The organism is Streptomyces sp. CA-210063 (genome assembly GCF_024612015.1).
Lineage (GTDB): Bacteria > Actinomycetota > Actinomycetes > Streptomycetales > Streptomycetaceae > Streptomyces.
In genome coordinates, this window is record NZ_CP102512.1 from 9,378,399 (window position 1) to 9,401,208 (window position 22,810).

The following is a 22,810-nucleotide window of genomic DNA, read 5'->3' on the forward strand; positions in this document are numbered from 1 at the left end:
CGAAGTGTCCCGATCTCACGGTGTCGGCTGCTGGCCGGGGATGGTGCGTCGTCGGTGCCGGGCCGGCGAGGTGTGTCCCGATAGGGGCCTGCCGATTGTTGTGGCGTCCCCACGATTCTGACCGCCCGACGCGGCCCGGTACCGGCAACGCGACGCGCCGTCGGACTGGAAAGGGGAACGGACATGTCCAGATCGACCATGTCCAGTACGCCGCCTGCTCCCAAGACCCGCCGCCGTCGCCCTGCGGGTGAGGTGGTGTTGGGAGTGGACACGCACCGGGATGCCCAGGTGGCTGCGGTGCTTTCCGTGATGGGGACAGTGCTTGCCACTGACGAGTTCCCGGCCACCGCGGCCGGGTACTGCGATCTGCTGAAGTGGGCCAGGAAGTCGGGAGCCGTGAGGCGGGCCGGGGTGGAGGAGACCGGTTCCTACGGGGCGTCCTCGTCGCGCTATCTACTGGCCCAGGGCATAGACGTGTTTGACGTGAATCGGATGGACCGGGCAGATCGCCGTCGGCGCGGCAAATCAGATCCGCTCGATGCCCAGAACGCGGCGCGAGCCGTACTGAGCGGGCGGGCCCGCGCCCGGGCGAAAGCGGGCGACGGGCCGGTGCAGATCGCGAGAATGTACGAAATCACGAAGGTGTCGGCCGTCAAAGCGCGCACGCAGGCCATCAATCAGATCAAGTCCGTCCTGATTACTGCCGATCCTGCCTTGCGGGAAGAACTGGCCGCACTGGGCAATGCCGAACTCTTCCGGGCCTGTGCGCGGTTCGCCGACGTGAGCAGTCGCGAGGAGGACGGTGAGGAGTCGGTGCTGCAGGCCACTCGGATCACGCTGGGTCTGCTGGCTCACCGGATCGGCCAGCTCTCCGAGCAGGTCCGGGATGTGGACGTTCGTCTGGCCCGATTCGTCAAATGTCACGCCCCGCAGCTGCTCGACGTGGTGGGGGTCGGTCCGGACACGGCCGTCGCCTTGCTGATCACGGTGGGGGACAAGCCGGAACGCCTGGATAGTGAGGCGTCCACGCTTATAGGGGCTGTGACGCGTGATGGTCATTGAGGCCCTCGCCGGGCAGGTGTCGGCAGGGGCCCTCAGCGTTCCTCAACGGCGAGGTCCTCTCCTCGATTAGAGCCGGCGTGAAATCGTTCGTTGCCTCAAGCGCTATGAGGCCCGGGAGGTCTTCCACCTGGTCGGACGGCGCGGGCCCCGGTCACCACTGGATCGTCCCTGGGACCGACGGCGGCGCCTCCCGTGCCGTGACCGTCTCGCGTGCCGACGCGCGGACGTCGGGGTGTGCGTGCCGGCGCAGGGTGCGGAGCTGGCCGCGCCACGGCTCCGTCCACCGAGAGCGGCTGCCGCCGGAGACGGTGAGCCTGATGGCGAACAGGCCCTGGGCCAGGCCCGGTTCCGCACCCAGCGTGCGGGCGGTCTCCAACCACGCGTCTGGCGCGGGGCCGCTGATCGCGCTGAGCCGCGAGCTGAGCCCTTCGGCGATGTCCCGGGCGAGCAGCGGACGTCCTTCGCAGTCGGCAGCCAGTCGGCGCAAGCCCGAGGACAGCGCGGTGGCGTCCTTGTTCAGTTCGAGGGAGTACAGCCGGAGTTCGGCGACGGAGCGCGCGAAATCCTCGTGCCCGGCGGCGGTGTCGGCGGCGCGCACCAGCACGTCCGCCGTCGGCCGGCCCCCGCCCCGGTAGCGATGGTGGAGCAGGAGGTGGTGCAGCAGGCTCGCGGCCCGCTGCCGGGCCGGCTGGTCGCGTTCGGGCTCGGCGTCGGGCTGGTCCGGGTCTCCTGTGGCTTCCAGCATCGCCCGCAGGGCCCGAAGGTACGGGCCGTCGTCGTCCGCCGCGAGCTCCACCAACTCCTGCCCGGCCATCGCCCACACTGCCCGATCGGCAAGGTCCGTGGTGGCGGCCACCAGCATCTCGGCGATCTCCGGCTGCCACGGCGCCCATTCCGCCAGTGCTGGAAACAGCGCCGCAGCCGTTTCCGGTTCGAGCGGCTCGCAGGCGCGATGCAGCAGCCCTGCATACCTGGCCCGATGCTCCTCGTCCACCTCGGCCACGGCCGCCCGCGCCAGCTCCCGGCGGAGCTCCGTGCGTCCCTGCGCGGCCGACTCCAGCATGGGCCAGCCGGCCGGCTCCGCCAGCATCCCCTGGGCAAACGCGACGCACACCGACTGCACGTCGTGGTGCTGCCCGGGCAGCTCGAACGCTTCCCGCAGCAGCGGCGCCGCCTGCGCCGGGGGCAGCATCGTCGCCGCGAGGCGCACCGCCTCCTTGCGGCTGGTGACCTTCACCGTCCGCGGGTCCTTCGGCGTGAGCAGCCTGCGGAGCTCCGTGGCGAGCCGCGACGGCGCGACGTACTGCGCGGCCCGCGTCGCCGCGTAGACCGCGACCCGGGCGCGGTCGCCGCCCGCGTGCTCCAGCAGCAGCGGCAGCACCTCGCCGGGGCGGTCCGTCCACGGCAGTGCGCCGAGGGCCGCCTCCCCCAGCGGGACGTTCGACGATCCCGTGTAGCGGCGGACGACTTCCAGGCCCGCCTCCGGAATCACTGCCGCCGCCGAGAGGGCCTGGACGCGCACATGCACCAGCTGCCCCGCGTCGCCCGCCGTGCGCGCGAGCAGCTCCGCCGCCGCCCGCTGCTGGCGCGGCACCCAGCGGTGCGCCCGGTGGGTGGGTGGCGTCCAGTGGCTGCGGGCGGTCAGGAAGCGGCCGTACGGTGGGGTCTCCGCCAGCACCGGGTCGAGCAGGTCCGTACGCCGCCCCGTCAGGACTCTCAGAACGGACGGCAGGACGGCGGCGGACGGCTCCAGCCTCACGATCCGCTCCACCCGCTCGTCGCGCCCCTTCGGCTGCTCCAGCCAGAGGTCGACGGCGGTGCGGACGGACGCGTCGTTTCCGAACTGGACGGCCTGCCACAGGTACTCCTGGAGTTCGGCCATCCCCCACGCGCGCCGCCCGAGTGCCCGTACGAGTGCGAAGACGAGCGAGTAGTCGGCCTTGTCGGTGGCGGCCTCCAGCCACGGCCGTAGCGCCGCCAGCACCTCGTACTCCTGGCCGCGCCGCAGCACGATGTCGAGGCGGCCGACGTTCGCGCCGCCGGTGTGGCCGGACAGCCGGGTGAGGGTGTCGAGGGCCCAGCCGATGAGCCGCGTGCCGCCCGTGACGGCGTGCTCGCGCAGCACGGACAGGGCGAGCGTGCTGAGCGCGTGACGGGTGCTCCAGGAGGAGTCGCGGGCTTCGACGGCGTCGATGGCGATTCGTCCGAGGTCCTCGGCGGCGTCCTCCGCGAACAGCGAAGGGCGCACCTCTGCCAGTGCGGAGAGGGCGGCGCTGCGGACCGGGTCCTGTTCATTGCGCAGCCGCAGCAGCGCACGCAGCAACCGGCTCACTTCCTGTGGGTCGCGGGAGCGTGCTGCGTTGCGGACGAGCAGCGGGTACGCCGTGGCGCGGTCGTCCGCGGCGGAGCGGCGGACGGCGGTGAGAAGGTCGTCACGGACCTCGTCCGGCGGCAGATAGGCGGCTGCCGTCAGTATCTGCGTCCAGTGCGCGCCCCTGCCGCGGGCCAGCGTCGCTATCCGCCGAGCCTCGGCAGTGCGCCGCTCGTACGGCAGTACGTCGAGCAGGGCGGGGCTGAGGTCCGCGTGGGCGAGATCGTTGCCCTCCATCGCCGCGTCGAACAGGGCGCCGCGGCGGGAGGGCGGCAGGCAGGCCAGCAGCCGGGCGAGAGCGGCCGCGTTGTCGTTCCAGGCGCAGGCGAGGTCGGTGAGTTCCGCCGGGGCGTGGCGGACGAGGCGGCGCAGCACGGCGGGTTCGAGGCGGCCGCTGTTCAGCCGGGACCGCAGCTTCGGGCGTAGCAGCAGCCGCACCGTGCGGCCGGGATCTGCCTCGACCAGGAGGTGCAGCTTGCGGTCCACGGGCATCGGCAGCGTCTCGTAACGCTCGAGCACAGCCAGCACGCCGAGCGGATCCCGTTCGGCGAGGAGCGCGAGCGCGTCTGCGTGGGACGCCAGCCAGCCGTCCCGTACGACGGCGGGGAGGGTGTCGAGCTGCCGCTCCATCTCGGCGAGCAGCAGAGCGGGATGGCGGGCGGCGAGCAGCCGGTAGGAGCTCAGTCCGCGGAACAGGCGGGGCAGCAGCCGGGCGGCGGTCTCCGGCGTGCAGGCGGGGAGCAGTTCCGCGGCGGCCTCGGCGCCCCATCGCCGGTACGTCGGCTCGACCAGCGCCTCGGCGAGGCCCGTACGCCCCGCCACGGCGATGGCGTGCACGAGCTGCTGCCGTACGGCGGCGGGTGCATCCTCGATGGCCTCGATCACGGTGGCGTCCGTGAGCCGCCCCTGCCGCAGCGCCCTGATCGCGGGGGCGCGGACGAGGCGGTCGGGGTCCGCGAGGCAGCCCTTCAGATACGCGTCGTGACGCGCCATGTCCGCCACGGTGGCGGCGAGCCGCCGCCCGTGGACGCCGTGGGCGGCGAGCCCGGTTACAAGCTCGTCGACCGCCCCCATTGCCGCGGCGCGCCGGGCAGCAGAGGCCAACTCACGCATGCGGTGGGGGTAGGCGAGCCGGTCGACGGCTGTGAGCAGGTCTTCGGTGCGCTGCGACATGAGGGCGATTCTGCCTGGCGTGCGGGGGTGGCGCCTGCGGATTTCGGCGGGACGGGGGTCGTCATGCGGCAGGCTGTGTGGCTGTCCGTGCGGGCATGTGGCGGTCTGTGCAGGCTCGGTCACCAACTCCGCCAGCGGGTCGTGTGCCAACGTGCGGCTCTCCGGGGAGGGATGTCGTCGTGGTGGGCGCCGGACAGTCCGCGCAGGAGAGCGCGGCGCTGCTGTGCGAAGCCAGCGTCGAGGTCCGACTGCACACCTGTGCAAGAGATTGGTGTTGAGAGGCGGTTCCGCCCCGCCGCCCCGGCAGCCAGACGCACCGCTGGGCCGCTCCTGGGCGCTGTACGGGGCCGTGTACCAGGCCGCGCTTTCCGGTATTACCAGAGCAGTCGCGGTTGCAGATGCCCGACTCGCACGTGTCCAGGAGGTTCCCCGCGCGATAACCTCGGGCGGATCGCGCGTCCTTACGCCACCACTGGTGAGGGCGTCGTGTGCAACATTCGTGTGGGCTTCGGGGGTGTGATGGCGTCGGGCAACAGTCGACGATCTGCGGTCAAAGAGGGTGCTGTTTCGGATGGCCACGGCGGCACCGTTATCCGTTTCACCTATGGGAAAGACGTCAATGACGTCCCTGGGACCTCTACGGCAGTCGCACAGTGCCTAGCGGAAATTCGCCTCCACCTCGCGGCTGGTACGGACGCCCAGACCGTCAGGGCTGTGGCGCTCGTATACCGCGCGTTCGACGAGATCGCCGATGCGGAACGAACGGTTGGAACGGTCGCACACCAGCTGGATGACGCTTTGGCAGCCACCAGCGTCCCAGAGGCGCTGATATCGCGCCTTCGAGAGTTGATGGATCTCGCTGCGAGAGCCCGCAGGCTTCAGGGGACCGTTCCCCGTCCTGCGCTGGATCTGTTGGCCCAGGCAGAGGCCGGCCTGCAAGAGGCATCTGCGATGGAGTCTGCGAATGATCGTTTCGCCACGGCTCATCTGGCAGCATTACGCACCGCCGCCGCAGTGCTTGCTGCCCGAGGCCGGCCGCCGGAAGGCGCGAGCGATGGGCGCCGCAGGCGGATCCGCAGCGCATGGGAGGTGCTTCCTGAAGTAGCTCCGGAGCTGACCGAGTGGAGCGTTCTCTTCGCGGCCAGGGCTCGAACGCGCGCTCGCGCCGAGGCCGGCCTCCCGGGCGCGGCGAGCATGCGTGAAGCGGAGGACTTGCTTCGCGATGCTCGGATGTTTCTCCGGATCAGCCAGCGGATACTCCTGTCTGACTCTTGGCAGCTTGAAAATCTGCGACTGCCGGACCCGGAGCCCGCGTTCAGAGACGCCGACGAGCGCGCAGCGCTCGAAAGCCCACCGCTAGACATACCCCTTGGTCACACCCCGCCGGGCCCTCCATTGGGCGATGACGACGATGAATGGGACGAGTAGTTGGGGGATATCGCCAAGGGTGTTCTCGGTGGCGGGTGGAGCCTGTTGGTCGGCTGGATCCTGCCGACAGCCATCAACTTGGGCATTCTGGCCATCACCATGGGGCCCAGCCTGCGCCAGGTCCCGGTGGCGAACCAGATATTCACTGCCTCGCCGGGTGCGAAGGCGCTGCTGTTACTGATTGCTTCCGTATTGACGGGCCTCATCCTCAATGCCTTGCAAGTCCCCCTCTATCGAGTTTTGGAGGGGTACCTGCTCTGGCCGGCGCGACTTTATGCACGGCGCAGTCGCCACCACCGCAAGCGCCGTAGCGACCTGGCCGATGAACTGACACGGACGCGCCGCGCGCGTCGGGCTGCAGCTGAGCGGATGCAGTCGGCAGGCACTGCACAGAGGCCACCTATCCCTGACGGAGAAGCCCCGGCCGCACCAGATCCACGCGACGAAGTATTAACAGCGACGCAGCAGGCGCTGCTTGGTGAGCGGCTGGCCAGATATCCGGTGCAGGACGACCAGGTCACGCCTACTAGGCTCGGCAACGCCATTCGGCGCTTGGAGGAGTACGGCTATGACCGGTATCGCCTGGATTCTCAGGTGCTTTGGAACGAGCTCACCGCGATGGCGCCCGAGCAGGCTCGCAGGCAGGTCGACACCGCGCGCACCAGCGTCGACTTCTTCATAGCCCTGCTGTACGGGCACACAGTCCTCGTCGCCATGGCCCTGTGTGCCACATCGGTTGATAGTGCCGATCCTCCAGTTCTCCTCGGCACGGCCGGCGTCCTCTGCGCTCTGTGCCCGCTTTGGTATCGGGCCGCGGTTGCAGCAACTGATGAATGGGCGGCAGCCGTCCGCGCACTGGTCAACCTGGGGCGCCACCCATTAGCTCAGGCCATGGGCCTTGACCTGCCACAGGACATCGCAGAAGAGAGAGAAATGTGGCGGATGGTCTCTCGGATGTCCCGTTCCCGATTCCACGACCGAGCTGTCGCTTTGAACCGCTTCCGCTCCCCGCCTGGCATGGGCGAGCCTCGGTGAACGACCGCCCGGAGGCGACGGGAGTCAGCGCTGGCATCTGTGGGCGAGTTGCGTCTCCCGGATGCGACTTCTCGTCTGACGTGGAGGGGGCCAAACAGCTGCTCGTCGGATCGTCTCGCGGTGGTCCCAGGCGGGGTGGACGAGGTGCCCGTACACGTCGACCGTAGTTTTGATCAGCCGCGTCGGCCCCGCGGGGATGCTCCGCGGATGGTGATGGTGATCGCTCCTGCGGGGCCGTCGACCCCACGCGCTCCGGACTACTACGAGCGCCGATCACGGAGGGCAAGTCCCGTCGCGAAATCCTCCCTTGCCTCAAGCGCTACGCGGCCCGGGAGGTCTTCCACTTGGTCGGACAGCTGCAGCCAGGACCCCATAGGGGCTGTGAGGTTGGAAAGTGCTGACTGTCTCAATTCTCGAAGCAGGAAGTTGGTCCGGTGAGGTGCTGTTGCCGATCCACTGGGGACGTTCAACCTGACGCTGCACGCGTGGGCGGAGCCGGGGAAGTGGATGAAGGATGCGGCCGAGGAGGCCGGCCAGGCGGTGACGCACCCGTGGCCGGGTGAGCCGTTCGAGCCAGCGGGGAAGCTGCCGATGGAAGCGTGGTGGCGGGCGGTGTCGCAGCCGAACGCGCACCCCTGGCGGTGTGACCGGAGTACTGAGGGTGCGGCCGAGACGAGCAAGGGGGATCTCGACCTCGCTGGTGAGCGGTGACGTCGGTCGGGAGTCCTCTGGGAAATCGGCACCACTCTCGGCGCCCTCGGTGCAACCGGGGAGGCTCTATCGTCGCCCCGGACAGGCACACCACCATCGTCGACATGCGCATCGACCTGGTGGAGTTACCACGTTGGGCTGCCCGGCGAAACTCGTGTCGCCGGACCGACGGGGACAAGCCGATCTACACAGCGCGTGGACCGGGACAGCGCCTGACAGGCCCTCGGCGGCGTCCACCGCGGCGGTGAATCTGCAGCGGCCGTAGGGTGCCCGGCGGCCGTCCATGCCTCAGCCCTCGAGGAGATCACCCTGGGGGAGGATTCCCGGCATGTAGCCCCTGGCAGGGGACAGATCCCGCCAGTCGAGGTCCCCCTCCTCCACGGACACCACTCGCCAGTCGTCCTCCTCGTTCATGCTGCGGAACGCCTCGTGCAGGAAGTCGGGGAGCACCTCGCTGTCCCGACGGCCCGGGCGGCGCCGGTCCTCAGGAACCGTCCAGTCTGCCGCGAAAAGAGTGCCGTCGATGTAGAGCGTGCGCTCCTGGCGAGGCCGGTGGCGGGCGAGTAGGCCCAGGCTGTCATCGCGAAGGCCCGCGATTTCGTTGCGTCGAGCTGCCCGTTCCACACGCTGCAGCACCGGCGCCAAGACCCCGAGCGTCACGCCGAGCGCCTCGAAGCCAGCCACGACGTAGTCGCCCAGAATGAGTGGTTCCTGATGGGCGAAGGCGTCCAGGAACGGCGTGTAGTAGGCCAGCACATGTAGGTCCGGGTCGACGGGAAGGTCTACGGCGCGAGGGTCGGCTGTGTCCGGGTCGATCGCCGTCAGACGCATGGGGCTATGGAGGGAGGAGAAGTGCACCGCGCTCGCGTATGCGATCTTCGGCACTACGCCCTTGATGGTCTTGACTGTCCTCTTCTGTTCCTCCATGGCTTCGCGCAGCTTCTTCGTCAGCGGGCCTGAGCGGCCCTTGGCTTCCGCGACGACATAACCGCCGACGGTCCGCTCTCCGAAGAAGTCCGCCCGGCTCTGGCCGGGGGCGAAGGTGAGGTTGTAGGCGGAGGCGTAGCGGGCGACGTGCATGAAGAACCGGACGGATAGCTGCCTCTCGGCGAATGGCTGGCTTCCGGCGTCGACCCCGCAGAGTGCGCGCGCCGAGCCGGGCAGAGCATCCATGTCCTGTTCCGCTACTACGCCAAGTTTCTTGCCGAAACACGAGACCACGCCAACCGGCTGATCGAGGAGTCGATGAGGCATTGGGAGGAACCGGGGGCCAGTGGCCGTTGAAGGCGCGCCAGCCGGGATCTGGCCCGGATATATCCCGGAACAGCTGGTCAGAGGTGGGATAGCGGTGGGAGATATCAGGAGCAGAGCCGTATTTCGACTCGTTGCCCAAGTGGAGGCTCCGGAGGGCGCCTGACGGGCATTTGCCCAGGTCAGGCGCCCTTTTTTGGCGCCTAGAAGAACCCCAACTTCTTCGGCGAATAGGACACCAGCAGGTTCTTCGTCTGCTGGTAGTGGTCCAGCATCATCTTGTGGGTCTCGCGGCCGATGCCCGAGCCCTTGTAGCCGCCGAACGCGGCGTGGGCCGGGTAGGCGTGGTAGCAGTTCGTCCAGACGCGGCCCGCCTGAATGGAACGGCCCGCGCGGTAGGCCGTGTTGGTGTCCCGCGTCCAGACCCCCGCCCCCAGGCCGTACAACGTGTCGTTGGCGATCTTGATGGCGTCGTCGAAGTCGTTGAACGAGGTGACGGAGACCACCGGACCGAAGATCTCCTCCTGGAAGATCCGCATACGGTTGTCGCCCTCGAAGATCGTCGGCTGGACGTAGTAACCGCCCTTCAACTCGCCGTCCTGCTCAATGCGTTCACCACCGGTGAGGACCTTGGCCCCCTCCTGCCGACCGATGTCCAGGTAGGAGAGGATCTTCTCCAACTGGTCGTTGGAGGCCTGGGCGCCGATCATGGTGTCGGTGTCCAGCGGGTGCCCGGTCTTGATCTGCTCCGTGCGGGCGACGGCCGCCTCCATGAACTCGGCGTAGTTGCCTCGCTGCACCAGCGCCCGCGACGGGCAGGTGCACACCTCTCCCTGGTTGAGCGCGAACATCGTGAAACCTTCGAGGGCCTTGTCACGGAAGTCGTCGTTCGCCGACCACACGTCGTCGAAGAAGATGTTCGGCGACTTGCCGCCCAGCTCCAGGGTCACCGGCGTGATGTTCTCCGAGGCGTACTGCATGATCAGGCGCCCGGTCGTCGTCTCACCCGTGAACGCCACCTTCGCCACCCGCGGACTCGACGCCAGCGGCTTGCCCGCCTCCACCCCGAACCCGTTGACGATGTTCACCACACCCGGAGGCAGCAGATCCGCCACCAGGCTCAGCCAGACATGGATGGACGCCGGGGTCTGCTCGGCCGGCTTGAGCACGACCGCGTTGCCCGCCGCCAGCGCGGGCGCCAGCTTCCAGGTCGCCATGAGGATCGGGAAATTCCACGGGATGATCTGGGCGACCACACCCAGCGGCTCATGGAAGTGGTACGCCACCGTGTCGTCGTCGAGTTCCGCCAGCGAACCCTCCTGCGCGCGGATCGCCCCCGCGAAGTACCGGAAGTGGTCGATGGCGAGCGGAATGTCGGCGGCCAGCGTCTCGCGCACCGGCTTGCCGTTCTCCCAGCTCTCTGCGACCGCCAGCTTCTCCAGATTCGCCTCCATCCGGTCGGCGATCTTCCGCAGGATGTCCGAACGCTCGGTCACGGACATACGCCCCCAGCCGGGCGCGGCCGCGTGCGCCGCGTCCAACGCGCGATCCACGTCCTCGCTCGTACCCCGCGCGATCTCCGTGAACGGCAGCCCGTTCACCGGACTCGGGTTCTCGAAGTACTGCCCGCGCGCCGGCGGCACGTACTCACCCCCGATGAAGTGGTCGTAACGCGCCTCATAGGAGACGACCGCGCCGTCCGTACCGGGCGCTGCGAAACGGGTCATGAATACCTGCCTCCCGAGAAGCGCCACCCGCCATTGGGCAGCTCTCGCGAGGAGGCTAGAAACCCGAATGTTGCAACGACGTTGCGCCCCCGCCCCGCCCCGCCCCGCCCCGCCCCGCCCCGCCCCGCCCCGCCCCGCCCCGCCCCGCCCCGCCCGCCGAATGGCTGTGTGTCGCCGCACCGGGAATCTCGGCCGGCACCCTGGGGCATCCCTCAGGGACACCGCTGGCGCCCCCACCCCCGCGGTGCCGCCAGTTCCGACTCCAGTTCGCGCAGCCGTGCCCGCACGACCGCCGTGGGGCGTACGGCCGAGAGCGCCCGCCACACCTCCAGATCCTCCTCGCCCCAGGGGGCATGCGCCCAGTCCGCCAGGAGGTCGGGGTCACGGCGGGCTATCAGGGCCGTACGCAGCCCGTCGGCGATCCGGTGCCGCAGCCGTACGACGGCCGGCGCCTGCGAACCGGGCAGCAGCGGGCCCCCGTACGCCGACACGGCCGCCGTCACCGCGCCCGTCTCCAGCCTCCGTTCCACGACTGCCACATCGGACTCGACCGGAACCGTGAGCCGGTACGGACGCGACCCCAACCACGCCGGCCCGAGCAGGCGACGCAGCCGGGCCAGTTCGGCCCGCAGTGTCACCGGTGTCACCGACTCGTCCTCGTACAGCGCGCAGAGCAACTCGTCGCCGGACAGGCCCTCCGGGTGCCGGGCGAGAAGCACCAGGATCTCGCTGTGCCGACGGCTGAGCCTGAGCTTCCGTCCGCCGACGAGGAGTTGGGCCTCGTCACGGCCCAGCGCGGCCAGTTCCAGCGCGTCGGCCGACGCCCCGGGCGGGGCCAGCAATGCGAGCTGGGACTCGGCGGCCCGGGCCACCGCCTGCACGAAGCCGAGGCTGTGTGGATGCGCGAGGCCGTCGCCGCCGGTGATGTCGACCGCGCCGAGCACCCGACCGGTGCGCGGATCGTGCACCGGCGCCGCCGCACACGTCCACGGCTGCACCCGCCGTATGAAATGCTCGGCCGCGAACACCTGCACGGGCCGGTCCACGGCGACCGCGGTGCCCGGCGCGTTCGTACCCACCGCGGACTCCGCCCAGTGTGCCCCCGGCACGAAGTTCATCCGGTCCGCCCGCCGTCTGGTCGCCGGATCCCCTTCCACCCAGAGCAGCCTGCCCTGCGCGTCGCACACGGCCAGCAGATGCTCGCCGTCCGCCGCGAACGTGCCCAGCAACTCCCGGACCAACGGCATCACCCGGGCCAGCGGATGCTCCGCGCGGTAGGAACCGAGGTCGCCGTCCATCAGCTCCACACGCGCGGTGCCCTCCGGCCCGACACCGGCCTTGGCCGAACGCCGCCACGAGTCCGCCACCACGGAACGCACCGGTCGCGCCACCGTGCCTCCCTGCGTGAACGCCTCATGGGCGCGGCGCAGCACCCGCACTCGTTCGACGGGGTCGGCTCCCGGCTCCAGAGCCACCCAAGGATCCGTCAATTCGGCCTCCCGGGAAAAGCATGCACACCAGGGACCATCGTCACCGCCGGACACACACCCCGACAAGCCACGCGACCCCGTTCCCTGGCTCGGACGCCCTCGCCTTGGACGCCCTCGCCTCGGACGCCCTCGCCTCGGACGCCCCCCGGCTCGGACGGCCTCAGACCGCGTTGACTCGGAGGGACTCAGCCGGCATTGACCAGACGTATGTAGCGAGCCCAGTCCCAGTGCGGCCCCGGATCCGTGTGGTCCGTGCCCGGCACCTCGTGGTGACCGATGATGTGGGCGCGGTCCTTCGGTATGCCGTACTTGTCGCAGATCGCGGCGGTGAGCGCCGCCGACTGCTCGTACATGGCACCGGTGAAGTACTCGGGCCGGTCCACCCAGCCCTCGTGCTCGATGCCTATGCTCCGTGCGTTGTAGTCCCAGTTGCCCGCGTGCCAGGCGATGTCGCGCTCACGGACGCACTGGGTGACCCGCCCGTCGGCCGACCGGAGGACATAGTGCGCGGACACCTGCTTCGCCGGGTTCCAGAAGACGGGCAGGGTGTTCTTGTAGGTCGTCTGCGTCACGTGGATGATCACCAGATCGATGGGCCGGCCGGTCGGGCGGTCGGCCGCGGTGTAGTTGGCCGGGTTCGCCGGCTCCCACCGGGCGTGCGCGTGGTCGACGTCCGGTGCCTGGGCGCCGGCCCGGGGGTTCGGGAGCAACGCGTAGGGGATCGCGGCGAGGGCGGTGCCCTGCAACAGCCGTCGCCTGCTCGGCAACGGCCTGGCTCGCTCCATGGGGGCTCCGTTCTGCCGATGGGGAGGAGTACGTGGACGTCGTGCTCGAAGACGCATCCGCAGGCCGATTGGCTGCGCCTCACGTGAATCACGGTACGGCGATTGCCGACCGGGCCGTCGGAGCGCGTGGAGATCGGTGGAAAAGCAGCTTGTTGTGGATAACTTCGTCACCCGCAAGGGGGAAGTCGCCGGGTAGGCCTGTGAGTTGCGAGGTGCGTCGGCTGCGCTACGCCCGCACCCCGACCGTCGCCGGATCGTCCAGCACACCCCGCACCACCGAATGAGCCGCACCGAGCAGCGGCCCCTCGGAGCCCAGCCGGGACACGGTCACGGCGCACGCCGGCCCGGCCGTCCGCCGTGCCAACTCCCGTTCCAGCGAGGGAAGCAGCCAGGGGGCGAGGGCGGCCAGGGCGCCGCCCAGCACCACGGTCTCCGGGTCCAGCAGATTGACCGCGCCGGTCAATGCGATGCCGAGTGCGGTGCCGGCGCCGCACAGGGCCCTGTGCACATCCTTGTCACCGGCGGCGGCCCGCTCGGCGAGGAACTCGACACGGTGCTCGCCCGGTTCCAGCCCGGCCGCTCGCAGCACGGCCTCCTCACCGGCGTACTGCTCCAGACAGCCGCGTCCACCGCACGCGCAGTCGGGACCCTCGGGGTGTACGGGCACATGCCCCAACTCGCCCGCGAAACCGCGCGTTCCGCGGAGCAGTCGGCCGTCCACGACGACCGCCCCACCGATGCCGATCTCCGCGGAGACATGCAGGAAGTCGGACGGTGCGTCGTCGCCGAGCCAGAGTTCGGCGAGGCCGCCGAAGTTGGCCTCGTTGTCCACGGTCACCGGCAGATCGCCGGGCAGCAGGGCGCCGAGGTCCGTGTCGTGCCAGTCGAGGTTGGGGGCGCGGACCACGGTCCGGGCGTCGCTCGCCACCAGCCCGGGCACGGCGACCGCGAGACCCGCGGGCCACAGGCCTTCGCCCGCTGCCTCGGCGACGACCCGTCGGACGAGTTCGGTCAGCTCGTCGATGACCGGCTCGGGGGACCTGCTGCGGTTGGTGCCGTGCCGCACCGCCCGTGCCCGTACCTCACCGCGCAGGTCCACGGCACAGACCGCGAGATGGTCGACCCCGATCTCCGCGCCGATTCCGGCGGGACCGCGTCCGCTGAGGGCGAGCGCCGAGCCGGGCCGTCCGACCCGGCCGGGCCGCTCGGGGCCCAGCTCCTCCAGGAGCCCCGAGCGGATGAGTTCGTCCACCAGCGTCGACACCGCGGCTCGGGTCAGGCCGATGCGCTGGGCGACGGCGGCCCGGGACAGCGGCCCCTCGGCGTTGACGGTGTGCATGACCCGGGAGAGGTTGCGGCGGCGCATGCCCTGCTGGTTGTCGGGCAGACGACGGCCGGAGCCGCCCGGGTGGGCCTCGTGCAGTGGTGTGCTCATGCCTCCCTCGGCTCCCGTCGGTGTGCCCTGGTGGGTGTCCTGTAGATCATGCCGGAATCGGATTTTCCCACTTCAGGCGCCCCTCGCCCCCTCGTCCGGTCAGCGGCCGCCCGGTTCGCGCTCCAGCAGCGGTGCCGCGTCGGACAGTACTCCGGCGATCCTGGCGAGCGTCTCCTCGTCCCGCTCCACCGCCTCCAGCACCGGCCCACGGGTGGTGTCCCAGCGGCGGGCGACCGCGGCCGGATCCTCACCGGTGAGCAGCCCGGCGGCCTGCGCGGCGGCGCCCAGCGCGACCAGTTCCTTGGCCTCGGGGACCTGCACGGCACGCCCCGACAGCCGGCGCACGGTCTGCTGCCAGGCCGTGCCCCGCGCGCCGCCGCCGATGAGCAGCAGCGGCGCGGAGGTGTCCGCGTCGGCGTCCAGCACCAGGTCGAGGGCGCCGAGCAGTGAGTGGACGGCACCGTCGTACGCGGCCTGGAGCAGCTGCCCGCCGGTCGTGTCGTGGCGCAGCCCGTGCAGCAGGCCCGAGGCGTGCGGCAGGGCCGGGGTGCGCTCGCCGTCCAGGTAGGGGAGCAGAGTGACGCTCGTACCGGGCTCCACGGCCTCGCGGTCCAGGCCCAGCAGGGCGGCGACACGGTCTACGGCCTGCGTGCAGTTCAGGGTGCAGGCCAGCGGCAGCCAGTCCCCGTGTGCGTCGGCGAAACCCGCCACCGTGCCGGTCGGGTCGGCGGGGCGGTGCTCGGACACGGCGTACACCGTGCCGGAGGTGCCGAGGCTCAGCACCGGGGTGCCGGGGCGCAGCCCGAGCCCCAACGCGGCGGCCGCGTTGTCACCGGTACCGGCGGCGACCAGGGTGCCCTTGGAGAACGGCAGGTCATGGGCGTCCCGTACGGTCCCGGCCACTTCACCCGGCCGGACCACACGGGGCAGCAGCGCCGGGTCCAGCCCCACATGGGCGAGGACCTCCGCGTCGTACGCCTCGGTCGCGGACGCCCACCAGCCCGTGCCGGAGGCGTCGCCGCGGTCGGTCGTGCCCTGGCCGGTGAGGCGCTCGGTGAGGTAGTCGTGCGGCAGTCGTACGGCCGCGGTCGCGCGGATCGCCTCGGGCTCGTGCTCGGCCAGCCAGGCCCACTTCGTGACGGTGAAGGACGTGCCGGGCACACTGCCGGTGCGCTCCGCCCATGCCTTCGCGCCGCCCAGCTCCTCCACCAGACGGCCCGCCTGCGGTGCCGAGCGCACGTCGTTCCACAGCAGGGCCGGGCGGACCGGCTCGCCCCGGGCGTCGAGGGTGACGAGGCCGTGCTGCTGGCCGCCGATCGACACCGCCGCGGCCTCGTGTGCCGCCTCCCCGCACTGGTGCAGCGCCTCGCGCAGCGCGTCCCACCACTGCCGCGGATCACTCTCGCGGCCCGCTCCCGAGGACACGGTGTGCGGCGCCTGCCCGCTCGCCACCACCCGTCCGGTCGACGCGTCGACGACCAGGGCCTTGGTGGACTGTGTGGACGAGTCCACACCGACGACGAGCGGACCCTCGGCTGCTGACATCGGGCTCTCCCTCTCACGCGGCTCGTGACTGCCGCGGACGCGGCTGACGCCTCTGTTCGGCGACATCTTGTCTTCCCAGAGACGCGTCCGCATACTAATTTGTAAATCGCCATGACGAAATAGTCGGAGCGCAAGGAGCCGCGGCATGAACTACCAGCCCACCCCCGACGACAGGTTCACCTTCGGCCTGTGGACCGTCGGCTGGCAGGGAAGGGACCCGTTCGGCGACGCCACCCGGCGCGCCCTCGACCCGGTCGAGTCGGTGCAGCGTCTGGCGGAACTAGGTGCCTACGGGGTGACCTTCCACGACGACGACCTGATCCCCTTCGGGTCCTCGGACAGTGAGCGCGAGGAGCACATCAAGCGCTTCCGCGCGGCCCTCGACACGACCGGCATGACCGTGCCGATGGCCACCACCAACCTCTTCACGCACCCCGTCTTCAAGGACGGCGCGTTCACCGCCAACGACCGCGACGTGCGCCGGTACGCACTGCGCAAGACGATCCGCAACATCGACCTGGCGGTCGAGCTGGGCGCCAAGATCTACGTCGCCTGGGGCGGCCGCGAGGGCGCGGAGTCCGGTGCCGCCAAGGACGTCCGGGACGCGCTCGACCGGATGAAGGAGGCCTTCGACCTCCTCGGCGAGTACGTGACCTCCCAGGGCTACGACCTGAAGTTCGCGATCGAACCCAAGCCGAACGAGCCCCGCGGCGACATCCTGCTCCCCACGGTCGGTCACGCCCTGGCCTTCATCGAGCGCCTGGAGCGCCCGGAGCTGTACGGCGTGAACCCCGAGGTCGGCCACGAGCAGATGGCCGGGCTGAACTTCCCGCACGGCATCGCCCAGGCCCTCTGGGCCGGCAAGCTCTTCCACATCGACCTGAACGGCCAGTCCGGCATCAAGTACGACCAGGACCTCCGCTTCGGCGCGGGCGACCTGCGCTCGGCCTTCTGGCTGGTCGACCTCCTGGAGAGCGCCGGTTACGCGGGCCCGAAGCACTTCGACTTCAAGCCCCCGCGCACCGAGGACCTCGACGGTGTGTGGGCGTCGGCCGCGGGCTGCATGCGCAACTACCTCATCCTCAAGGAGCGTGCGGCCGCGTTCCGCGCGGACCCGGCGGTCCAGGAGGCCCTGCGTGCCGCACGGCTGGACCAGCTGGCCCAGCCGACGGCCGTCGACGGCCTGCAGGCCCTGCTCGCGGACCGTACGGCCTTCGAGGAGTTCGACGCCGAGGCCGCCGCCGCTCGCGGCATGGCCTTCGAGCAGCTCGACCAGCTGGCGATGGACCACCTGCTGGGCGCGCGCGGCTGATCACGCGCGCGTGGGAGGCCCCTTTCCGCTGAAGCGGCAGGGGCCTCCGCCCGTCCCGGCCGACTCTCGCGCCTCTCACGGCCGATCCCTGCACGGAATTCTCCGGAATCGCGCGGTCCATGGCATGAGTCCGTATCAACTCCCGCGCAGAGCTCGCGCCTTGACCGGTTCGCGGGGACTCTGGTCGGTATGGGCATACCGCCGTTACCGTCCCAGCCTCCTCAGCCGCCGGATGGCACACCGCCGTCGAACGGCGGAGGGTTCGGGCCGCCGCCAGGGGGCTACGGCCCGCCACCGGACGACCCGACCGGGGGATACACACCGCCCGGAGGCTTCGGTCCGCCTCCACAGAGCGGTGGCCCGCCTCCACCGGGGCACCCTCCCGGCGGGCGCCGCAACGTCCTGCTCATCGTGCTGGCCGTGATCATCGCCCTCGGGGCCGTCGCCGCCGTGGTGCTGGTGGCCACCGGCGGAGAGGGATCGCCGGACGAGAAACCGCCGGGTGAGACCGACCGCAGGGAGAGCCCTGCGCCCGTCCCGTCGCTGAGCCTCCCGTCCCAGCTTCTGCCCAGCGACCTTCCGCCGCTCCCCTCGGACCTCCCCAGCGGACTGCCGAGCGAGTTTCCCACCGACCTCGACTCGTTCTTCCCGGCCCCGGCCGGCGACGAAGTGCCGTACTAGACGCTTCAGACGGGCGACTGCTTCGACACCGGTGACAGCCGCCCCGGCCAAGAGACCCCATGCTCGTGCGGCGAGCCCCATGACGCCGACGTGGGCGGCGAGCGCAAGCTCACCGAGCGCTGGAGTGAGGAGGCCTCCGCGCGCGTGGACCACAGGTGGCCCACGCGCGCGTGCGGCATCCGGCCTGGCTCAGGACGAGCCTCAGGCGTCGGCCTCGGCGCTGACCGAAGCCAGTGCCGTCGCCGGATCGTGGGCGGCCGGTCCCGCGGGTGCCCAGCGGCCCCTCTCCTTGCGGTAGGGCCACCACCGGCCGTCTCGTCCTAGGCGCAGCTGGACCGAGCCGCCGATCACGGTCCAGCTGTTGTGCGCGGAACGCAGCGAAGGCCGCCGGTCCTCGTCCCAGGCCGTCTCCAGAGCGGCACGCGCGCGTGCGAGTGATTCCGCCTGTACGTGCCATTCCTCGTCGAGCACGGCGAGACCGGCCACCCCGCCGTACCGCCAGGCACGGACGGCGAGCGCCAGTCCTTCCCGGTCACGCCCGGAACCCTGGGCGAGCCGTGCCCCGATGCTCGGCTCCGGATCACCGGCGGCCAGCCGCACCGCGTCCTGATGGAGCGTCAACTCGTCGTCCACGGGGTGCTGCTCGTGCCCCGGCCGGAGAGCCTCGGCCAGCATCCGGTGCGCCTCCAGAGCCGTCCGCGCCGCCAGGAACCCGAGCGCGGCCGGGTCCACGCCGGGCGCGGGCGGGACCTCGGTGTCCAGGGAGGGCGGCAGACCGGGCTCCACGGGCAGCGGGGGCGGCTCGGGGAGCGGCGGAAGGATCTCCCCGGCCGCGTACGCCTCGGCGGCGTCCAGGCCGTCCTGGAGGCCTTCCGGCGCCTCCTGCTCATCCGCCACGGGGGCGACGTTGCGCACCTGGAGTTCGTCCAGGAGCGGGCGCTCGGCGCGGCCCCGCAACAGCAGCAGGACGAACGGGTCCTGGTCGAGCAGCCGGGCCACCTGGTAGCAGAGGGCCGCGGTGTGCCCGCAGTGGTCCCAGGCACCGCAGTCGCACTCCGCCTCCAGATCACCGAGCCCGGGCAGCAGTTCGACTCCCGCCGCCGCTGCGTCCTCGACCAGATGCGGTGGCATCTCACGGTCGAGCAGCGCGGCGATGTGCCCGGCCCGCTCGACCGCCATGCCCAGGAAACGGTCCCAGTGCTCTTCGGACAGTTCCTGAAGCAGGACGTCGGCGCGATGGCCGGTGCCGTCGCGGTCCTGGACGACGGCCGTGACCCGCCCGGGGCGCACCGACACCGCGCCCACGGCTCCCGCGCGCGCGAGCCTGCGCCCCGCCTTCACCTGCTCCCCGTCCAACGCCGCGTCCTCCAGGGCCTTCAGCCAGGCCCGGCCCCACCACGTCTGAGCGAAACCCCGCCCGTGCACGGGAGCCAGCGCCGCGAACGTGCGCTCTTCGTCCTGCCCGGTACGTTCCGTCATCGCGCGCCCCCTCGAAGCTCCACCAGATCGGCCAGTTCGGCGTCGGACAGCTCGGTGAGCGCCGCGTCACCGGCACCCAGCACCGCGTCGGCCAGCTCCCGCTTGCGCAGCAGCATGTCCGCGATGCGGTCCTCGATCGTTCCCTCCGTGATCAGCCGGTGCACCTGCACCGGCCGCGTCTGACCGATGCGGTACGCCCGGTCCGTGGCCTGCGCCTCGACGGCCGGGTTCCACCAGCGGTCGTAGTGCACGACATGCTCGGCCCGTGTCAGGTTCAGACCCGTGCCGGCGGCCTTCAACGACAGCAGGAAGACAGGCACTTCACCCTCCTGGAAACGCTCGACCATCGCCTCGCGCGCGGGGACCGGCGTTCCTCCGTGCAGGAACCGCGTCGGCACTCCGCGCGCCGCGAGGTGGCGCTCCAGAATACGTGCCATCTGCACGTACTGCGTGAACACCAGAACGCTCGCTCCCTCGGAGAGGATGGTGTCCAGCAGTTCGTCCAGCAGCTCCAACTTCCCCGATCTGCCCAGGATCCGGGGCCGCTCCTCCTTGAGGAACTGCGCGGGGTGGTTGCAGATCTGCTTGAGCCCGGTCAGCAGCTTCACGATCAGTCCGCGCCGCTCCATGCCGTCGGCGGCGGCGATCTCCGCCATGGTCTCGCGGACCAACGCCTCGTACAGGCCCACCTGTTCCCTGGTGAGCGACACGGCGCGGTCGGTCTCGGTCTTCGGCGGGAGTTCCGGCGCGATGCCCGGGTCCGACTTGCGGCGGCGCAGCAGGAACGGCCGCACGAGACGGGAGAGCCGCTCCGCCGCCGCGGGATCCCGGCTTCCCTCGATGGCCTGGGCGTACCGGGTGCGGAAGGTGCCGAGCCTGCCGAGGAGGCCCGGAGTGGTCCAGTCGAGGATCGCCCACAGCTCGGACAGGTTGTTCTCCACCGGAGTGCCGGTGAGCGCCACACGCGCGCGTGCCCCGATCGTGCGCAGCTCCTTCGCCGTGCCGGAGTACGGGTTCTTCACGTGCTGTGCCTCGTCCGCCACGACCATGCCCCACGGCACGTCGCCGAGCCTCGGCGCGTCGAGCCGCATCGTGCCGTACGTGGTGAGGACGAACTCCGCGTCGGCGAGCCCGTCCAGGCTGCGCCGTGACCCGTGGAAACGGCGCACCGGCACACCCGGCGCGAACTTCTCGATCTCCCGCTGCCAGTTGCCCATCAGCGAGGCAGGACAGACCACGAGGGTGGGGCCAGCCGACGAGGCGTCGGACTGCCGGTGCAGATGCAGGGCGATCAGGGTGATCGTCTTGCCGAGCCCCATGTCGTCGGCCAGACAACCGCCCAGCCCCAGCGAGGTCATCCGGGCCAGCCAGTTCAGGCCCCGCAGCTGGTAGTCCCGCAGTGTCGCGGCGAGCCCGGACGGCTGCCCCACCGGCTCCTGCCCCTCCGGGTCCGACAGACGCTCCCGCAGCGTCGCCAGCCACCCCGTCGGCCGTACGTCGACCATCCGGCCGTCGACCTCCGTGGAGCCCGTCAGAGCGGCACTGAGGGCGTCGACGGGTGAGACCTTGCGGTCCTGCTGCGCACGGGCGTGGCGGATCGCCTCCGGATCCACCAGGACCCACTGGTCGCGCAGCCGCACCATCGGGCGGTTCGCCTCCGCGAGCCGGTCCAGCTCCTGCCGGGTGAGCCGCTGGTCACCGAGCGCGAACCACCAGTCGAAGGCGAGCAGCGCGTCGGCGGACAGGAACGACGGGGTGTCCGACGCGGCTTTGTCAGGTCCCTGGTTGTCGTCCGGCGGGCCGATGACCGCGCGGGCGGTCAACTCGCGTGCCAGCTCCTTGGGCCAGTGCACATCGACGCCGGCCGCCGCCAGCAGTCGGCCGCCCTCGCCGAGCAGCTCGGTGACCTCCTCGTCGGCGAGCTCCACCGAGTCCGGCACCGCGGCCGAGAGCAGCGGGGTGAGCGGGGCCCAGGCGCGGGCCGCGCGGCGCAGTGCGAGCAGAGCGTCCATCCGCGCGCGCGGGCCGAAGGCCTCGGCGCCGGCCCACACGGCGGAGGCGTCGGCGACGAGCGCCGGGTCGCTCACACTGTGCACCTGCGGGACGGCACGGAACGACAGCCTCGTCCCGGCCGACTCGTCGGCCCGGGCCGATGTGAGGCCCGGTACCTCGACGCGCAGCGAGACGCGGACCCCCGCGTCGTGACCGGCGGCGACATCGGCTGCCCAGGCGCGATGCTCGGGCACGTACTGGGGTTCCCGAGCGGCGAAGGCCGGTCCGCCCGCGGCCACGCTCGCGGCGGGGGAGCGGGGCAGCGAGTCCACGACCGCGTCGAGGAAGGCGCGCAGCAGCCGCTCCGGATCGGGCAGCCGCAACGGCACGCGGTGGTCCACGGGCACCGCATGCGCCTCGGGTGGCATCGCGGCCGCCAGTTCGCGAACGCGGTCCAGGTCCTCCGCCCGCAGCGGGCCCGCCCGCCAGGCGTCGTGGCCGCTCGCCGTGACGCCGGGCAACAGCAGTCCCCTCGCGGCGAGTTGCAGCGCCAGTACGGCGGCCGCGCCCCAGAAGACCGTCGACCGGTGGGCGCCCGTGGCTGCACGCGCGCGCGTGAGCACCGGAAGTGCCGCACGCACCGGGAGCGACACGGCGGGCACCGTCACCGGCTCGACGCCCTCGTCGCCGGGCAGGACGACCGTCAGTTCCTCGGCGGAGCCGGGCGCGACCATGGCCGGTGCCGAGCCGGCCGCTCGCCAGAAGGCGACGCGACCGGTGCGGGCAGGGTCCGAAGCCACGAAAACAGCACGGCAGCCGGTCAGCTCGGAGAGATCGAAGGAGGTTGCCACGGGGTTCGTCGGCACAGGGATGCTGAACTCCTCAAATTTGACTACTAAGCCAGGATCGCCGAGGCTACATCACTTCAAACCTCCAAGAGGCATGCTATGGAGTGACGTGGGTCACTTTTCCCACTCGGTGGCGGGGGCATCTCAGGGTTGTACGGGGGTTCGACTCAGGGATGCGTCAGGGTCGCGGCCGGAACTGCGGAGAGCTCGATCCCGTTTTCAGGACAGAGAGCGGCGGTGGCCGCGAAGGAGGCGACGGAGATGTCGAAGAGCACGAAGATCGTCGCGGGGGGTGCGGCAATCGGGATCGTCCTGCTGATCCTGTTGCCCTTCCCCTTCTGGGCCAATCTCCTGATAGTCCTGGGGATCCCCACGGCCGCGTACCTCGCGCTGGACCCCTCACAGCGGCGCAGGCTGCGCCGGGCCGGCCGCAAGGAGATCGGTCGCTGAGGTGCCACCGGCCCGCCCGTGCGGGCCGGTGAGGC

The 22,810-nt window shown here is 71.0% G+C and carries 15 protein-coding genes and 1 pseudogene; 7 read left to right on the forward strand and 9 right to left on the reverse strand.

What is annotated here, in order from left to right; translation table 11 throughout:
• The first annotated feature begins 183 nt into the window (after window positions 1-183).
• The gene (locus JIX56_RS41110) at window positions 184-1,062 is read left to right on the forward strand and encodes an IS110 family transposase (RefSeq protein ID WP_257548725.1); all 879 of its coding nucleotides are present in this window, start codon (window positions 184-186) and stop codon (window positions 1,060-1,062) included.
• A gap of 151 nt (window positions 1,063-1,213) precedes the next feature.
• Here JIX56_RS41110 and JIX56_RS41115 read toward each other — a convergent pair whose 3' ends face one another.
• Window positions 1,214-4,606 carry a hypothetical protein gene (locus JIX56_RS41115; protein WP_257548727.1) on the reverse strand — a complete coding sequence of 1,131 codons (3,393 nt, stop codon included), beginning with the start codon at window positions 4,604-4,606 and terminating at the stop codon, window positions 1,214-1,216.
• Between the two features lie 849 nt (window positions 4,607-5,455).
• On the opposite strand from JIX56_RS41115, the gene JIX56_RS41120 reads away from it, so the two are divergent.
• From JIX56_RS41120 to JIX56_RS41130, 3 genes and pseudogenes are all read left to right on the forward strand, one after another.
• The gene (locus JIX56_RS41120) at window positions 5,456-6,034 is read left to right on the forward strand and encodes an SAV_6107 family HEPN domain-containing protein (protein WP_257551407.1); all 579 of its coding nucleotides are present in this window, start codon (window positions 5,456-5,458) and stop codon (window positions 6,032-6,034) included.
• The gene (locus tag JIX56_RS41125) at window positions 6,035-7,069 is read left to right on the forward strand and encodes a hypothetical protein (protein WP_257548729.1); all 1,035 of its coding nucleotides are present in this window, start codon (window positions 6,035-6,037) and stop codon (window positions 7,067-7,069) included.
• A 439-nt stretch (window positions 7,070-7,508) separates the two neighbouring features.
• A pseudogene (locus JIX56_RS41130) lies at window positions 7,509-7,780 on the forward strand (MBL fold metallo-hydrolase); the annotation flags it as partial.
• A 288-nt stretch (window positions 7,781-8,068) separates the two neighbouring features.
• Here the strand turns inward: JIX56_RS41130 and JIX56_RS41135 are convergent.
• The 6 genes from JIX56_RS41135 to xylB form a co-directional block, all read right to left on the reverse strand.
• A complete protein-coding gene (locus JIX56_RS41135; protein ID WP_257548731.1) occupies window positions 8,069-8,953 on the reverse strand; it encodes a hypothetical protein in 885 nt (294 codons plus the stop codon).
• A 281-nt stretch (window positions 8,954-9,234) separates the two neighbouring features.
• Window positions 9,235-10,758 carry an acetaldehyde dehydrogenase ExaC gene (gene exaC / locus JIX56_RS41140; protein WP_257548733.1) on the reverse strand — a complete coding sequence of 508 codons (1,524 nt, stop codon included), beginning with the start codon at window positions 10,756-10,758 and terminating at the stop codon, window positions 9,235-9,237.
• A gap of 212 nt (window positions 10,759-10,970) precedes the next feature.
• On the reverse strand, window positions 10,971-12,248 hold the full coding sequence (locus JIX56_RS41145) for a GAF domain-containing protein (protein WP_257548735.1): 1,278 nt from the start codon (window positions 12,246-12,248) through the stop codon (window positions 10,971-10,973).
• Window positions 12,249-12,433: 185 nt separating this feature from the next.
• Window positions 12,434-13,033 carry an N-acetylmuramoyl-L-alanine amidase gene (locus JIX56_RS41150; protein WP_257548737.1) on the reverse strand — a complete coding sequence of 200 codons (600 nt, stop codon included), beginning with the start codon at window positions 13,031-13,033 and terminating at the stop codon, window positions 12,434-12,436.
• A gap of 226 nt (window positions 13,034-13,259) precedes the next feature.
• A complete protein-coding gene (locus JIX56_RS41155) occupies window positions 13,260-14,468 on the reverse strand; it encodes an ROK family transcriptional regulator (protein ID WP_257548739.1) in 1,209 nt (402 codons plus the stop codon).
• 99 nt (window positions 14,469-14,567) lie between these two features.
• On the reverse strand, window positions 14,568-16,013 hold the full coding sequence (gene xylB, locus JIX56_RS41160; protein WP_257548741.1) for a xylulokinase: 1,446 nt from the start codon (window positions 16,011-16,013) through the stop codon (window positions 14,568-14,570).
• A 145-nt stretch (window positions 16,014-16,158) separates the two neighbouring features.
• Between xylB and xylA the strand changes: the two genes are divergently transcribed.
• Window positions 16,159-17,325 (forward strand): xylose isomerase, encoded by a 1,167-nt coding sequence (xylA, locus tag JIX56_RS41165; RefSeq protein WP_257548743.1) that lies wholly within the window; start codon window positions 16,159-16,161, stop codon window positions 17,323-17,325.
• A gap of 420 nt (window positions 17,326-17,745) precedes the next feature.
• Window positions 17,746-18,006, forward strand: a complete 261-nt coding sequence (locus JIX56_RS41170) for a hypothetical protein (RefSeq protein WP_257548745.1) — start codon at window positions 17,746-17,748, stop codon at window positions 18,004-18,006.
• 201 nt (window positions 18,007-18,207) lie between these two features.
• On the opposite strand, the gene JIX56_RS41175 is transcribed toward JIX56_RS41170, so the two are convergent.
• Entirely contained in the window at window positions 18,208-19,485 is a 1,278-nt protein-coding gene (locus tag JIX56_RS41175; protein WP_257548749.1) for an SWF or SNF family helicase, read from the reverse strand.
• Complete coding sequence (locus JIX56_RS41180) at window positions 19,482-22,343, reverse strand: DEAD/DEAH box helicase (protein WP_257548755.1); 2,862 nt, start codon at window positions 22,341-22,343, stop codon at window positions 19,482-19,484. Before JIX56_RS41180 ends, JIX56_RS41175 begins: the two co-directional genes overlap by 4 nt.
• A 219-nt stretch (window positions 22,344-22,562) precedes the next feature.
• Here JIX56_RS41180 and JIX56_RS41185 point away from each other — a divergent pair, with 219 nt between their 5' ends.
• Entirely contained in the window at window positions 22,563-22,775 is a 213-nt protein-coding gene (locus JIX56_RS41185; RefSeq protein WP_200304952.1) for a hypothetical protein, read from the forward strand.
• Window positions 22,776-22,810: the final 35 nt, after the last annotated feature.

What these genes read in the sequence shown, in the direction of transcription:
- JIX56_RS41110 (WP_257548725.1), top strand. Translation starts at nt 184, where the DNA reads ATGTCCAGATCGACCATGTCCAGTACGCCGCCTGCTCCCAAGACCCGC.
- JIX56_RS41115 (WP_257548727.1), bottom strand. Translation starts at nt 4,606, where the DNA reads ATGTCGCAGCGCACCGAAGACCTGCTCACAGCCGTCGACCGGCTCGCC.
- JIX56_RS41120 (WP_257551407.1), top strand. Translation starts at nt 5,456, where the DNA reads ATGGATCTCGCTGCGAGAGCCCGCAGGCTTCAGGGGACCGTTCCCCGT.
- JIX56_RS41135 (WP_257548731.1), bottom strand. Translation starts at nt 8,953, where the DNA reads ATGGATGCTCTGCCCGGCTCGGCGCGCGCACTCTGCGGGGTCGACGCC.
- exaC (WP_257548733.1), bottom strand. Translation starts at nt 10,758, where the DNA reads ATGACCCGTTTCGCAGCGCCCGGTACGGACGGCGCGGTCGTCTCCTAT.
- JIX56_RS41150 (WP_257548737.1), bottom strand. Translation starts at nt 13,033, where the DNA reads ATGGAGCGAGCCAGGCCGTTGCCGAGCAGGCGACGGCTGTTGCAGGGC.
- JIX56_RS41155 (WP_257548739.1), bottom strand. Translation starts at nt 14,468, where the DNA reads ATGAGCACACCACTGCACGAGGCCCACCCGGGCGGCTCCGGCCGTCGT.
- xylB (WP_257548741.1), bottom strand. Translation starts at nt 16,013, where the DNA reads ATGTCAGCAGCCGAGGGTCCGCTCGTCGTCGGTGTGGACTCGTCCACA.
- xylA (WP_257548743.1), top strand. Translation starts at nt 16,159, where the DNA reads ATGAACTACCAGCCCACCCCCGACGACAGGTTCACCTTCGGCCTGTGG.
- JIX56_RS41175 (WP_257548749.1), bottom strand. Translation starts at nt 19,485, where the DNA reads ATGACGGAACGTACCGGGCAGGACGAAGAGCGCACGTTCGCGGCGCTG.